Origin of the sequence: Vibrio sp. OY15, from assembly GCF_000742455.1 — a bacterium.
GTDB lineage: Bacteria > Pseudomonadota > Gammaproteobacteria > Enterobacterales > Vibrionaceae > Vibrio > Vibrio alginolyticus.
The window spans coordinates 142,243-156,544 of the sequence record NZ_JPIL01000006.1; the positions used below are offsets into that span (position 1 = coordinate 142,243).

Annotated in this window: 11 protein-coding genes; 5 read left to right on the forward strand and 6 right to left on the reverse strand. The window is 45.1% G+C overall.

What is annotated here, in order from left to right; genetic code table 11:
- Positions 1–2 precede the first annotated feature (2 nt).
- A complete protein-coding gene (locus tag IJ23_RS07765) occupies positions 3–3,836 on the forward strand; it encodes a helicase-related protein (RefSeq protein ID WP_050550071.1) in 3,834 nt (1,277 codons plus the stop codon).
- A gap of 40 nt (positions 3,837–3,876) precedes the next feature.
- Positions 3,877–5,031, forward strand: a complete 1,155-nt coding sequence (locus tag IJ23_RS07770; RefSeq protein ID WP_033905944.1) for a hypothetical protein — start codon at positions 3,877–3,879, stop codon at positions 5,029–5,031.
- Between the two features lie 78 nt (positions 5,032–5,109).
- On the opposite strand, the gene IJ23_RS25400 is transcribed toward IJ23_RS07770, so the two are convergent.
- The 3 genes from IJ23_RS25400 to IJ23_RS07780 all read right to left on the reverse strand — a co-directional run bounded on the left by IJ23_RS25400 (position 5,110) and on the right by IJ23_RS07780 (position 7,706).
- The gene (locus IJ23_RS25400) at positions 5,110–5,247 is read right to left on the reverse strand and encodes a hypothetical protein (RefSeq protein ID WP_200877249.1); all 138 of its coding nucleotides are present in this window, start codon (positions 5,245–5,247) and stop codon (positions 5,110–5,112) included.
- Positions 5,248–5,405: 158 nt separating this feature from the next.
- Positions 5,406–6,635 carry a tyrosine-type recombinase/integrase gene (locus IJ23_RS07775; protein WP_033905945.1) on the reverse strand — a complete coding sequence of 410 codons (1,230 nt, stop codon included), beginning with the start codon at positions 6,633–6,635 and terminating at the stop codon, positions 5,406–5,408.
- 204 nt (positions 6,636–6,839) lie between these two features.
- A complete protein-coding gene (locus tag IJ23_RS07780) occupies positions 6,840–7,706 on the reverse strand; it encodes a YicC/YloC family endoribonuclease (RefSeq protein ID WP_005384776.1) in 867 nt (288 codons plus the stop codon).
- Between the two features lie 184 nt (positions 7,707–7,890).
- Between IJ23_RS07780 and rph the strand changes: the two genes are divergently transcribed.
- Both rph and pyrE read left to right on the forward strand, forming a co-directional pair.
- Positions 7,891–8,607, forward strand: coding sequence for a ribonuclease PH (gene rph / locus IJ23_RS07785; RefSeq protein ID WP_031780917.1), 717 nt, complete (start codon positions 7,891–7,893; stop codon positions 8,605–8,607).
- Positions 8,608–8,711: 104 nt separating this feature from the next.
- Positions 8,712–9,353, forward strand: coding sequence for an orotate phosphoribosyltransferase (gene pyrE, locus IJ23_RS07790; protein ID WP_033905947.1), 642 nt, complete (start codon positions 8,712–8,714; stop codon positions 9,351–9,353).
- A gap of 84 nt (positions 9,354–9,437) precedes the next feature.
- Here the strand turns inward: pyrE and IJ23_RS07795 are convergent, their stop codons facing one another.
- From IJ23_RS07795 to coaBC, 3 genes are all read right to left on the reverse strand, one after another.
- Positions 9,438–10,388: a Kdo(2)-lipid IV(A) acyltransferase gene (locus IJ23_RS07795; RefSeq protein WP_033905948.1), complete on the reverse strand. Its 951-nt coding sequence runs from the start codon at positions 10,386–10,388 to the stop codon at positions 9,438–9,440.
- A 6-nt stretch (positions 10,389–10,394) separates the two neighbouring features.
- Positions 10,395–10,985, reverse strand: coding sequence for a nucleoid occlusion factor SlmA (slmA, locus tag IJ23_RS07800; RefSeq protein ID WP_005379386.1), 591 nt, complete (start codon positions 10,983–10,985; stop codon positions 10,395–10,397).
- A gap of 171 nt (positions 10,986–11,156) precedes the next feature.
- Complete coding sequence (gene coaBC, locus IJ23_RS07805) at positions 11,157–12,356, reverse strand: bifunctional phosphopantothenoylcysteine decarboxylase/phosphopantothenate--cysteine ligase CoaBC (protein ID WP_033905950.1); 1,200 nt, start codon at positions 12,354–12,356, stop codon at positions 11,157–11,159.
- A gap of 193 nt (positions 12,357–12,549) precedes the next feature.
- Here coaBC and IJ23_RS07810 point away from each other — a divergent pair, with 193 nt between their 5' ends.
- Entirely contained in the window at positions 12,550–14,223 is a 1,674-nt protein-coding gene (locus tag IJ23_RS07810; RefSeq protein ID WP_033905951.1) for a methyl-accepting chemotaxis protein, read from the forward strand.
- The last annotated feature ends 79 nt before the right edge of the window (positions 14,224–14,302 follow it).

Below are 14,302 nucleotides of genomic sequence, written 5' to 3' on the forward strand. Positions count from 1 at the left end.
GAATGGGATTGAAAGATTTTAACTGGGAATACAGTTATAAAACATCTCAGGTAAGAGCACCGGGAGAGCCTGCCGTAGATATTCTACGGGAATTTTATGTGCCTTTGTTACAGCGTATTGTTCGCTATGACCGAGTAGCTGGCTTCTTCCGCTCATCGTCGCTTGCCCTTGCCAGTCGAGGCATGACCTCTTTTGTTAATCGTGATGGCAAAATGCGCCTGATTGCTGGCGTCGATATGACACCTAAAGATGTTCAAGCCATTATCAACGGCCAGCACGCCATTCTTGAATCGCATCTTGATCAAGAGCTTACCGGCAAAGAACAATGGCCAGAAGAAGCTGAACGCGGTGTGGAGTTACTTTCTTGGATGGTTGCCCATGGCCACTTAGAAATAAAAGTCGCCTTGCGTAAGCATGCTCAAACTGGCGAAGCGATAAGTCTAGATTCCAGTGAAGATGGCTACGTGCATGAAAAGTGGGCGTTGGGATATGACTTCGAAGAGGGGAAGGATGGAGAAACTCTTTATGCCAGTGGTTCCTGGAATGAATCAGAAACCGCGCTGAAACGTAATGCAGAGAATGTGGACGTTGATTGCTCTTGGGAAGGAAAAAAAGAGCGAGCAAAAATTGCAGATGCAGCGCGATCATTTGATGCAATGTGGAAGAATATCCATCCCGCATTTGTAGTTAAGGACTTACCTTCAGCAGTGCGTGAAAAGCTACTGCGTTTTTCTGAAAGCATCACGGTTCCAGTAGAGATAGATAACCAACCTGCTGAGCTTGAACAACCTAAGATTTCCAGCAAGGATGCATTACGTTTTACCGCACTGAAATACGCGCCTTTGATGCCTAATGGTGAGTATGTTGGCATGTATACAGCGCCAGTTGAGCCTTGGCCCCATCAAGAAGTGGTTGCTCGACGAATCATCGAGAACTTTCCAGCATCGCACCTGATGTGTGACGAGGTTGGATTGGGTAAAACCATTGAGGCAGGCCTAGCATTCCGCTCACTGTACTTGAGCAAGCGCGCAAAACGTATCCTTATCGCAGCTCCAGCCAGTTTGACACGGCAGTGGCAACGTGAAATGGCGAGTAAGTTTTATCTTGGATTTGACAGGGTAACAGCATCTCCATCACCGCAAAGTGAATCGATCTTTCCTCTTGAAGAGAAAAAATCTATCGGCAGCCTATATAGCCCTAACCTAACGATCGTATCGACAGGTTTGATGGCGAGAAAGGAAAGACGCCGATTGCTGGATCAAGCGGATAAATTCGATCTGGCCTTGGTGGATGAGGCTCACTATGCCCGTCGGCAAAACTCTCAACGTGGAACGAGAGGCTTTCCTCGTTTTAATCAGCTATATCAGACTATTGCTGATCACATGCGAGGCAATACTCACTCCTTGCTCTTGGCAACTGCAACGCCGATGCAGCTTGATCCTGTGGAAGTGAGTGACTTGATTCGGCTCACCAATCGCGTTGGCGCATTTCAATACGACCCATCATTAATGCTGGCTTACTATCGCCTTGTTAATGCGGTTGCCTCTGGCGAAAAGCTAAAGCAGGAAGAATGGGACTTTATTCGTAAGTCCGTCACGACAATAGAAAACCTGGACCCGAAACTTTGGCGATATCTTAACGACGTAGTCATTGATCCTATGTCGAAGATCTCGCTGGAGCAATGGTTAAATCGTGGCACGATCCCAATGCAACATGAGCTTGCCGCCTTAGCGAGACTATTATTTGCGGCAGCACCACTGTCACGAGTGATGCAGCGCCATACACGTGATTTGCTCAAAATTTATCGACAAAAAGGCAAGCTCAGCGCAAACCTAGCCGATAGAACCGTTATTCCAACACCACGTATAACCTTTACCAAGAAAGAGGCTCGCGTAGATGGCCTGCTCGGTGAATATTGCGAAGGATTGAGAGAACAGCTTCTGGCTAGTGGGCTCAATGAGCCAGGTCAAGTTGCCCTAGGCTTCTATTTAAGCTTCTTGCGCCTGCGATTTGCATCCAGCCTTAAGGCATTACAGCTGACACTTTCGCGACGTAAAACAAAGGTTGAAGCAACGCTCATTGAGCAGCTGAAATACAGTACAGACCCTACCGATAATGAGGAGCTTCAGGAGTTACTCATTGACGGTGGTGACGATGACATTGACGCTGTTGAAATGTTGCTCAACAACAGGACCAAAGATGATCTAAGATGGGAACGCGATATGCTCGACTCACTGCTAGGTGAGTTGGCTGATATCTATGAGGACTCGAATAAGTTTAGAGCGTTACTGACCGCACTCAAACCCCGTATCGAAGGCAAGCGCATTAAGCAAACCGTAATTTTTACCCGCTTTCTCGACACCCTTCATGATATCCGGGAGCGACTACAGGCTAAATTCCCCGAACTACTCATAGGAACCTATTCAGGTGAAGGTGGGCATTACTACGACCCAAATAAGAATCAAATGGTGGGTGTAGAGCGTGACGTGATCAAACATAGATTTGTTCAAGGCCATATCGATATTTTGCTCTGTACCGACGCTGCCGCTGAAGGTCTTAACTTACAAACCTCTGATCTACTCGTTAACTATGATTTGCCCTGGAACCCAATGAAGGTTGAACAGCGTATTGGCCGTATCGACCGTATTGGGCAAACTCACAAAGAGATTTTTGTTCTCAATCTATGTTTTGCTGACTCTGCAGAACAATTTGTCTATGAGCGCTTATTGAATCGCTTGGCTAGCGCAAATCTTGTGGTAGGAACACAACAATTCTCGATGCTCCCTGTTACTACGGAAGAGTTCCAGAAATTGGCCGAAGGGACGATGACCGAAAAACAGGTAGAACAGGCTGCAATGGACCGAGCCAAAATCCAACAAGCGAACAATAAGCTAATGGAAGTGCCTGTGGAGGAAATGTTTAATGTGTATGTAAGGCTCAGCCAAACATACCGGAAACAGCCATTGCCGGTTTATTTAACGGAAATCTGGCAGACCTTAACTGAATCGCAGTTCCTGAAAAATATTGGCTGCAAGCTGAGTGATTGTGGGAATTACTTCACTATAAACGGCATTAAATCAATCGATGATGGCTCTGTATTAACCATTGATAGATCGCTATTTGATACGGGCCTGCCGGATGGTTCACACGTGTATTTTGCTACCTATGGCGAACCAGTTTTCGAACGGCTGCTTAACTTCGTGTTGGAACAAATTGAAGAGCCTGTCTGCCAAGTTATCCACGGAAAAGAAGACAACATTGAATGTGCAGCAATTGCATATATGGATCATAACGGCCGAATGCAGTTAGCAACTTCTATGAAGCAAGTACTTGGCGAAATGGACATCAAAGCCTGTTCAGATGAATCTATAATTCAGCGTTCTCAAGCTAAAATCGATCAATTTACAAAAGATTTAAATAGATATCAGGCAAAGATAGCAAGTTTGGAGAGAGCAAATAATCTACAAGCACATTCGCAGATAGTGCTTAATAACCAGGTGATTAGATCACTTATGTCATCGAAGCTCAGAAGCTCTAAAGTTGATGATAATGCAAAAGTTATTTTAAGGACGTTAGATGAACAATTCGGACGTCGTGATAGGCCCGTTAGGATTAGTAATTTACCAAGGAGCCTTGAAATAGAGCTACAAAGTGGCCTTTTAAATGCCCATTATCCTAGACAAGGATATGGCTATATAGATACCCCAGCATTTATTGTTCAAACGGCACTAGATTCATTAGCAAGAAGAATAGATAGTAGTAAAGGTAGGGCGAGAATATTGACTGCAAGCTCGATCATTGAGGATATTGAAAAATCCCCTTTTATTACTTATTGATAAGCTCCAGTAATAATGGGCGAAGTTGAATATTAGAAATATGAACAAAGAAAAAATCGTTATTCCGCCTCTTATTCAAGGAAATCCTTTCCTGAAAACCCCGGATGAGGTAGCCGAGCTATTTGGATTTTCCACATCTATCCGAAGTAAAGTCAAACATGTTGCCCGTTTGGTTGGACAAGAGGTGAAACTCAGTGATCGAAGCCTTGATAACCTTTCTGGGAAAGGGGTGTCTAAGCAGAAAGCGGAGGATGCCCTAGACCCAATTTTTAACGGGTTGTTAGAACAATTAGATCTTGAATTAGATAATTTGATTCCCGATGGTACAAAGACCTCTGATATCCATATTTTTTGGAAAGGCACGATTACAGCTTTCGTATGCGCAGCTCAATTTTCTTCTGAAGAGAAGAACTGTTTAAAACCTTTAGTCTCATTTATCGAAAGGCGGTGTACAGAATACCAACCTCAAAGAGAGTGGATTGCGCGATACCGTGGAATGGAACAAGAAGAAGTTATATGTTACCTGACCGATTTTTATCGGCCAGTTATCAACAAAACTTTGCTCGATTCAAGACAGCAAGCCATAGTTATCAAGGTATTGGATAAGGTGGCTCATAGGAAAAAAGTAAAGGTTGTTCAAGATGATATTAAAGCATTTGCTTTTTTCTCACATGATTTCAACCTGTCTTTATTTGCATCATTAGATTTGGTAGCTAGCAAGTTTAAACAACTGCATCAGGATGAGCTATCACAAGGGGATAGCCTTTTTACTCAAATATTAGCCTCTGGTGGTAAGTGTTATTTTGGTAGGCTGATCACTCTCATACATATAAAAACCGGCTGTCCCTATAGCAAATTAGCGCAGCTTATCCCAATACAACATCAAAGTACTGATAGTGGTAGAACAGAAGCAGAAGCTAAAGTTGAGCGGCTAAAAGAATGGCGAAAAGGAAAAACTAAACCTAGTTTTACCGTAATGGATGAGTTTTTTTCTTATTTCGATGTGGCTGATCAGCTTCCTTTATTGATTTACGGGTTTATTTGTCAGGCTATCGACCGGATGATGGATAAATATAAACGTGAAGATGACCGAGCGCTTCTACGAGAAATTTATTCAACAGAAAACTACTCTCGTTATTACGATAAAGAAAAAGTAGCGGCCTGTTTATCGGCCGCCGTTAAGATTACTTTTTAGATGGATTATTACCACGGCCCTTACCTGATGGGTTATTAGTACCGTTTTTAGTTGGCCAGTTAGGATTGATAGCTGTCATTATTGATCCTCCCAATCGTCAGGTCTTTCATCTTCACCTCGTGATTGCCAATACGCATCATTGTTAGGGTTCAGTTGATCTGAGTGATTATCGAGATCATCTTGAGTTGGCTCATAGCCGCTTTTGAATCCAGACATAGTAGATTTCCTTTTTAATCGCAGCACCATTGCTGCTGTAAAAGAAGATTACTACTCGAGGATTAGAAAAAATAAGGGGGGTGAGAGCGCACGATTTACAATAGTGGTAAATGAATAAGGAATCGAAAACGCATTCCTCATTTGGATTAAAATTTTGTTTATGCGAAGCAATCTACAATGTTAGAAACTCGCTGTGCAAGTTTATTTAAAGCCTCTCTCCGCTCTTCAAAATAATCATGTCGGTCATAGATCCCTTCAACGCCTTTTAACTTATGATTCAAGCATCTCTCGGCCACATGGCCGAGGGTGCCTTGTTGTGCAAGTAAGGTTCGACATGTGCGACGCAAATCATGCACAGTAAAATGAGGTATATCACCCATAAGATTCGGTGGCTGTTTCTTTTTACCAGCCTCATGGCCAAACAACTTTGTGATAGCGCGATTTAGTGTATCTGCCCCCATATGTGGATTTTTACTCGAACGGCGGCTTGGAAAAACATACTCGGAACCAAAGCCTCTCATTTTCAGCTCTTCAAGCCACTGTAATACCGGAGGTGCTAAGGGGATGCTAAGGCCGACATTGGTTTTGCTGCGTTCTTTAGGTAACTCCCAAACGGCCTTTTCTAAATCAAATTCCTCCCATTTAGCTTCACACAGTTCAGATTTACGCACACCTAGACACACGAGTAAGGCACACGCTAAATAGTTATCACGTGTGAAGCTCATCGGGTTGTCTTTAGCGGTACTAAAAAACTGTTTAAGCTCTTCGGTCGTTAAGGCTCTATCTCTGCTCTTTTCCACACCGCCAGCATCCCGAACCGTAAATGCAGAAGCAGGATTGCCTTGCATGAGGTCGAGCTTCATTCCATGGTTGAAGAGTTGTTTACAATAGTTAAGGGCATCATTCGCGATTGCAGGTTTTCCAGCAGCAGTAATAGCATTAATAGTGGTACGAATATCACGAGCGTTAACTTGTTCTAGATGAATATCGCCAATATGAGGGGCAATATCTTTTAAGAAGACACGTTTCGGAATGTTAGGGTGCTTTAAACGTTTTTCTAGAGATGGATACCAGTCTGAAAACAAGTCGTTAACGGTTTTAATTTTTTCTTGTTCTGCGCGCTTACGTTGTATGAGCGGGTCAAACCCTTCACGGACTTGTTTCATTTTTTCAGCAGCTAGGAGTCGGGCGTCACGCAAAGAGATATCACTGACTTTACCGAGTGTCATTTCGCGGCGCTTTTTGTTCGATGTGAAACGTAACATCCAACTAGGATAGCCAGAATGAGGAACAACCAAATACAAACCGCCACCATCACCATAGCGCTTTGTTTTATCCCCACCAGCTTTAATCAATGCTTCCACTTTCTTAACTGTTAACTGAGACATCCTAACCCAACTCCATACCCATAAAATTCGGCGGAATTTGACATTACCCTCCACCATGCTCTGATGATAGTGTAACATACCCACCACTTTAACCACCAGTTGGTGGTGGTTAAAGGTGGTTCTTTATGGACTGCTATGGAATGTGTTTTTAGCTAAGTTTTTGAAATTTATTATTTTAAATAACAATATGGAAGCGTTTGGAGCTTATTCGATATTTTGGATCTGCTCACGCATCTGTTCAATTAGAACTTTCAGTTCAACGCCCGATGCGGTGATGTCGGTGCTGATGGATTTCGACGCTAGCGTGTTCGATTCACGGTTGAACTCTTGCATCATGAAGTCCAGACGACGACCGACTGCGCCACCTTTTTTCAGAATGTTTGTGGTTTCTTTTACGTGAGAATCAAGACGGTCTAGCTCTTCTGCTACGTCTGATTTCTGTGCCAGAAGGATAAGCTCTTGCTCAACGCGAGATGGGTCTAGCTCTACTTTCGCATCTTCAAATTTAGAGAACAGACGCTCACGTTGCCACTCTAGTATTTCTGGCATGCGTGCGCGCACTTTCACAACTTCTGATGTGATCGCTTCTAGGCGTTGCTCAATCAGCGCCTTCATGTTCTCGCCTTCACGAGCGCGCGCTTCAATAAATTCATCCATTGCGCCATCAAACGCTTCTAGTAGCACTTTATTTACCGCATCCATGTCTTGCTCTGGCGTTTCCATTACCCCCGGCCATTGCATGACTTGAAATGGATTGATTCGGCTCAGTTCACCAGTCATGTGCATGACTTGTTCAGCGGCTTTAATTACCTGGCTAGCAAGCGCTTCATTGATGCTAAGCTCACCTTTTGCGGCAGGGTTTGCTTCAAAACGCAGATTACATTCTACTTTGCCTCGCGCTAAGCGCTTACGAAAGCGCTCACGTAAAACGGGCTCTAATCCGCGAAATTGTTCTGGCATGCGGAAGTATGTTTCTAAATAACGCTGGTTCACGCTGCGGATTTCCCATACCGCAGAACCCCAATCGCCTTTTACTTCTTTGCGTGCATACGCTGTCATACTGTAAATCATCGAATTTTCCTGTCTTCATTTTTTGAAAATTACTTCAAGAGTGTATCACGCTGCGTCGATAGGTGCGCGGCATGTATGGATTGTTTATGTTGTGCCAGATGCGTAACCTATGAATCCGGAATCGATTCCGTTATAATCTTCGCCCAACCAAATCGTCTTCTCCTCATATTTAAGGTAGATGCCCATGCGTCCAAACGATCGCAAGGCGGATCAAGTTCGCCCTATCAAAATTACTCGTAACTACACAGCTTACGCTGAAGGGTCAGTGTTAGTTGAGTTCGGTAACACCAAAGTGTTGTGTAATGCGACCGTCGAAGAATCTGTGCCACGTTGGCTAAAAGGTCAAGGTAAAGGCTGGGTTACAGCTGAATACGGCATGCTACCTCGAGCAACACATTCTCGTACTCGTCGTGAAGCGGCAAGTGGAAAGCAAGGCGGCCGTACGATGGAAATTCAGCGTCTTATCGCGCGAAGCCTACGTGCAGTTGTCGATCTAAAAGCCATGGGTGAGTTCATGATCACCGTTGACTGTGACGTTATCCAAGCTGACGGTGGTACGCGTACTGCATCCATCAGCGGCGCAAGTGTTGCAATGGCCGATGCATTCCAACACCTAGTAGATAGCGGCAAGCTAAAAGCGAATCCAATGAAAGGCCACGTAGCGGCAGTTTCTGTCGGCTTGCTAGGCGATGAAGTATTGTGTGATCTTGAATACGTTGAAGATTCAGCGGCAGACACAGACATGAACGTCGTAATGACCGAAGAAGGCAAGATGATTGAAATTCAGGGCACCGCAGAAGGTGAACCGTTCAGTCACGAACAGCTGATGGCATTGCTCGAGTCGGCGAAAGTCGGCATTACGGAAATTGTCGCAGCGCAGAAGGCGGCGTTAGCCAATTGATTTAGATAGCTCCCATTATGGGGGCTATTTTTTTATCTCGACAATAGAGAAATGAATGATTGTCGAGAAGAGACACAAGAAACCAAGGACATAGAGAGAAAATAATGAAAGCATACCAGCGTGAATTTATTGAGTTTGCACTTGAGAAAGAAGTTCTTAAGTTTGGTGAGTTTACTTTGAAATCTGGCCGTAAAAGCCCGTACTTCTTTAACGCTGGTCTTTTCAATACTGGTCGTGACCTAGCGCGTCTTGGTCGTTTTTACGCAGCCGCGCTCGCTGATTCAGGCATTGAGTTTGATGTGCTGTTTGGCCCGGCGTACAAAGGTATCCCAATCGCGACGACAACAGCAGTCGCGCTGGCGGATCATCATGACGTCGACACGCCTTACTGCTTCAACCGTAAAGAAGCGAAAGATCACGGCGAAGGCGGTAACCTTGTAGGCTCTGCGCTTAAAGGCCGTATCATGCTAGTAGATGACGTAATCACAGCAGGTACTGCGATTCGTGAATCGATGGAAATCATTCAAGCAAATGGCGCAGACCTTGCTGGTGTGTTGGTTGCGATTGACCGCCAAGAAAAAGGCAAAGGTGAGTTGTCTGCGATCCAAGAAGTGGAGCGTGACTTTGGTTGTGCAATCATCTCAATCGTTAGCCTGACTGACCTTGTGACTTTCCTTGAAGAGAAAGGCACAGACAAAGAGCATCTAGAAGCAGTCAAAGCATACCGCGCAGAATACGGCATTTAATTGGTTACTTTTTCTGAAAAAGTAAAAAGGGCAGATGGATATTCATCTGCCCTTTTTTGTTTTTGGATTTATCGCCGTGACCACTTACTTATAGCGAATGCCTTTCTCGACATGCTCATCTTGCATGGTTTTATAGCGTTTATGGAGCCACATCCATTGTTCTGGAGCGCGTAGAATGACTTCTTCCACATACTTGTTCATATAAGCGGCAGCGGCGACTTCGTCTTTTTGTGGATAATCGGCTTCAATGCACTTATCGGCGATGATGTCGTATTTTCCTTCGTCATTGCGAAACCCTGAGCCTGGGATGATCGCACATTTTGAGGTATACGCCAGAATGCTCGTGCCTGTTGTCGTACACGCATCGTCTACGGCAAAGAAGGGCACAAATACTGATTTTTTGCGACCGTAATCGTGATCCGGTAAATAGAACAGACGCTCACCGCTGCGTAAAACACGAATCATCTTTTTTACATCTTTACGATCAATCAGTTTATTGCCGTTATGTGTCCGTCCCCAATACTGGATAAAGTTATAAGCAGGATTATTATGCGGACGAAACGCGCCGTACCCGGCCACGCCTAACACGGCGAAAGCACGCGCAGTGATCTCTAGATTAAGAGCATGGACACAACAAAGTAGGACGCCTTTACCTTCTTTGGCTTTTTCACGCAGTGCGCCGAGATCTTTCTCGACGATCAGGTTTTTAAAGCGCCAAGTCGGCCAGAACCAAGTGATTCCGGTTTCTATCAGTGCCATACCGGTATTTTTGAAGTTCTCTTCAACAATATGTTGAATCTCTTCAGGTGTTTTGTCTGGAAAGGCCAATTCTAAGTTACGCTGAGCAACGTGGACACGCTTTTTACCGTAGCGCATGCCAAGTTTACCGAGTGAACGACCTAATGAAAGCAGCAGCCGATAAGGAAGAATATTGACGAGGATGGCCAACAGGCCAAAACCAAGCCATACGCCCCAGTTACGAGGGTGAAGAAGTGAAAGAGAAAACTCGGGCTGCGTGTATTTGTCTTTACTCATAGTCTTTTACTTTATTTGTGCACTCAAAAGCGCCCAGTACTCGTCAAAGTTTGCAGTCGGCTGGTATTTAAAGTCGCTACGCACAAAGCGGTTTAGGCTCCCCTCAACTTGTCCCAGAATTTGCGCGGCTAGGATGCGCTCTTCGACAGGGAAAGACTTCCCTTCACGAATCTTACGTTCACGCAGGATTTGGCGCAATTGTGTTTCTATACGCTCAAAGAGTTGATTGATGCGTTCACGTAGACGTTCATTTTCAAACATTAGAGCATGACCCGACAAAATGCGTGTCAGACCTGGGTTACGTTCAGAGAACGCCAAAATAAGGTGCATCACCATACGAATACGCTCTAGTGTATCTTTTTCGTCGTCTAGAATACGGTTGATACGTGTCATCAAGGCTTCTTCAATGAACTCAATCAACCCTTCGAACATGCGCGCTTTACTTGGGAAATGACGATACAGCGCGGCTTCTGAAACGCCGACTTGCTTGGCCAGTTTTGCCGTAGTAATGCGTGAAGCGCCATCTGTTGATTCAAGCATTTCTGCCAATGCTTGTAAGATCTCTTCACGACGGTTGGATTTTTTACTGCCGGCCATTAGTTACTTCCTTTCAAAATACAAAGTTGAGCGGAGGGGATTATAAGACGCTATTTCGCCTCAAACTAGACCACTAAGGGTGGAATGGGAGATTTAACACCCTTAGTTGTCATTTTTGTACCAAATTTATGCCAGCTTTTGTAAAAAATTGGCAGGGTTTTCAAACGTTAGTTACATCAATTGATGCATTTTTTCGAGAATTTTAAAGCTCAATGCTTCTTTTGATTCTAAAGCGAGCGCAAGTTCACCTTCAGGCCAGTAAAGGGTAATTGCGTTGTCGTTGCTGTTAAATCCTTGCCCTGCAACCGAAACGTCGTTTGCACAGATCATATCGAGGTTTTTCTTTGTTAACTTGCCTCGAGCATAGGTCTCTACATCATTGGTTTCAGCCGCAAAACCGACGGTAAACGGACGCTTCTCCGTCATTGCTGCCACAGATGCAACAATATCAGTATTTTTAACCATATTAATGACCATTTCGTCGTTGTCTTCTGTCTTTTTCAACTTTTGAGACGCGATCGTTTGTGGGCGGTAGTCGGCAACGGCAGCGCAGCTAATAAAGGCATCATGCTGGTTTGCATGTGTCATAACGGCTTCGTGCATCTCTTGTGCACTGGAAACATTTATGCGCTCAACACCTACGGGCGTATTTAAACTGACAGGACCGCTCACGAGGGTGACTTTTGCTCCCATCTGCGCTGCGGCGCTCGCCAATGCATAGCCCATTTTCCCGGAGCTATGGTTTGTAATGTAACGCACTGGATCAATCGCTTCGCGAGTTGGTCCGGCGGTAATGAGTATCGACTTACCTTCTAGCAATTTTGGTTGAAAGAACTGTTCACATAGATGTACTAGCTGCATTGGTTCCAGCATTCGACCTGGTCCTACATCACCACAGGCTTGCTCTCCTGCCGCAGGGCCCCAGATGTGCATACCACGACGCGCTAACGTAGCGATGTTCTCTTGGGTTGCGATATTGCGATACATCTGTTGATTCATCGCAGGAGAAACAGCAACAGGGGAATCCGTCGCGAGCACGAGCGTAGTAAGTAAATCGTTCCCCATGCCTGCGGACATGCGCGCGATTAAGTCCGCGGTCGCGGGCGCTAATAGCACTAAATCTGCCCATTTGGCCAATTCAATATGGCCCATAGAGGCTTCCGCTGCTGGGTCTAGTAAACTGTCCGAGACAGGACGGCCCGAAACGGCTTGCATGGTTAAAGGGGTAATGAACTCTTTTGCGGCTTTCGTCATTACAACTTGAACTTGCGCTCCTCTCTCTATGAGGCGACGGGTTAGCTCCGCACATTTATACGCGGCAATACCGCCACTGATGCCGAGTAGAATTTTCTTTCCTGCTAGTGTTTGCATGTGAGATCTCCAATTTGATGACCGGATTTTAACACAATTCAAAGTCTGACCGCCCGAGCATATATAACGAGAAGATAATTCACATCAAACTCCAGAGTATTAATCTGACCGAGGAAGGGAAAATTCTCGCCTACCTCACAGACAAGTTGCGCGGAGTTTGCAAGTCTGAAAAGAAAAAGAGGTAGTGGAAACCATGGTGTTGAAAAGTCGAAACAAATTGCTGCTGATAACCCTAATTCCGCTGTTGTTGATCACCACGTTGATCTCAGTGGTGTATTACATCAACAGCAGTAAAAGTTTGGAAGCAGAGCTGGCAAGAGACAGGCAAGAGCTCATCGAAACGAAAAAGAAAGAGTTACAAGCCTATATGATGATGGGCGTGACGGCGATAAAACCGTTATACGACACGGATGTAAATGGAAGTAATAAAGAGGCAGCAAAAGAAATTCTGAAAGCCATGCGCTTTGAAAGCGATGGTTACTTTTTTGCCTACGACTCTCAAGGTGTGAATACGTTGCACGCCATCAAACCTGCATTAGAGGGTAAAAACCTTTACGACTTAAAAGATGAAAATGGGGTCGCAGTTATTGCGGGCTTGATTGACGCTTCTCAAAAAGGGGATGGGTTCCTCTATTTCTCGTGGCACAAACCGACCATTGACGCACAAGCGCCTAAGTTGGGCTATGCAGAATATCTATCGAAATGGGACTGGGTTTTAGGTACTGGCGTTTATATTGATGACATCGACCAGCAAGTTGCGATGCACAGAGAGTTAAAGACTCAAGAGCTAAAAGAGCATACATTATCTGCCGTGTTGATTTCCGCTATTGGATTGATCATTACCAGTGTTCTCACCAGTATCGTGGTGTCTAAAGGCATTCAGCCATTACAACATGTCGCGGCTTCATTAAAAGATGTTGCCGCAGGCGGCGGTGACTTAACGGCTCGTTTAAAAGTCGAAAGTCAGGATGAAGTCGGTGAAGTGGCAGCGGCGTTTAATGAGTTTATGGATAAGCTGCACCCACTGATGCAGGATATCCACCGCTCTGCGACGACAGTACAAACCGTTTCCCAAAGCCTGAACACTCAGACCAGCCAAGCGAGCGGCCAAATGCAGGACCACTGTTTAGAGACGGACAAAGTCGTGACTGCGGTGACACAAATGAGCATGACTGCCAAAGAAGTAGCCAGCAATACTAATGCGACCGCGCAGGCAATTGACGATGCCAACAGTCAAGTCACCGCCGCTCAGCATGAGGTCGAGCAAGCAATAGAAGGCATTACCGAACTCGTGACGGAGATAGACAGCACGTCAGATGCAATTTCTGAGTTGAGTTTACAGACCGAAAAAATAACCAAAGTGCTGGATGTGATTGGCGAGATAGCCGAGCAAACGAATTTGTTGGCCCTAAATGCGGCGATTGAAGCGGCTAGAGCCGGTGAGCAAGGTCGAGGGTTTGCCGTCGTTGCGGATGAAGTGCGCTCGTTAGCCAGTCGTACGCAAAATAGTACTCATGAAATTGGCGACATGCTCAAGCAGCTACAAAATGGTGTATCAAGAGCGGTCAGTACGATGTCGGTGAGCCAAAAACGAGGTGTCAAAACGGCGGAAGAATCTGCGCTCATTCAGCAATCTCTTTCTGGTGTTCATCATTCTATCGGAACAATTCGAGATATGGGTATTCAAACCGCGTCTGCCGCAGAAGAACAAAGCGCGGTTGCAGAAGACATCAACCAAAACTTAGTGGCTATTCAACAGATCGTGAACAACATTAATGAGACGTTGCAGCATGCCGAGTCAATCAGCACGCAGCTATCACAGTCTGGAACAGAAATTCACGGCTTGGTTGGCAACTTTAAACTCTGATGAACTGTTAAGTTGCATGGAAAACACTGATAGTACGAAGAAAGCGAAAGTCATACTCGACTTTCGCTTTTTGTTTTGT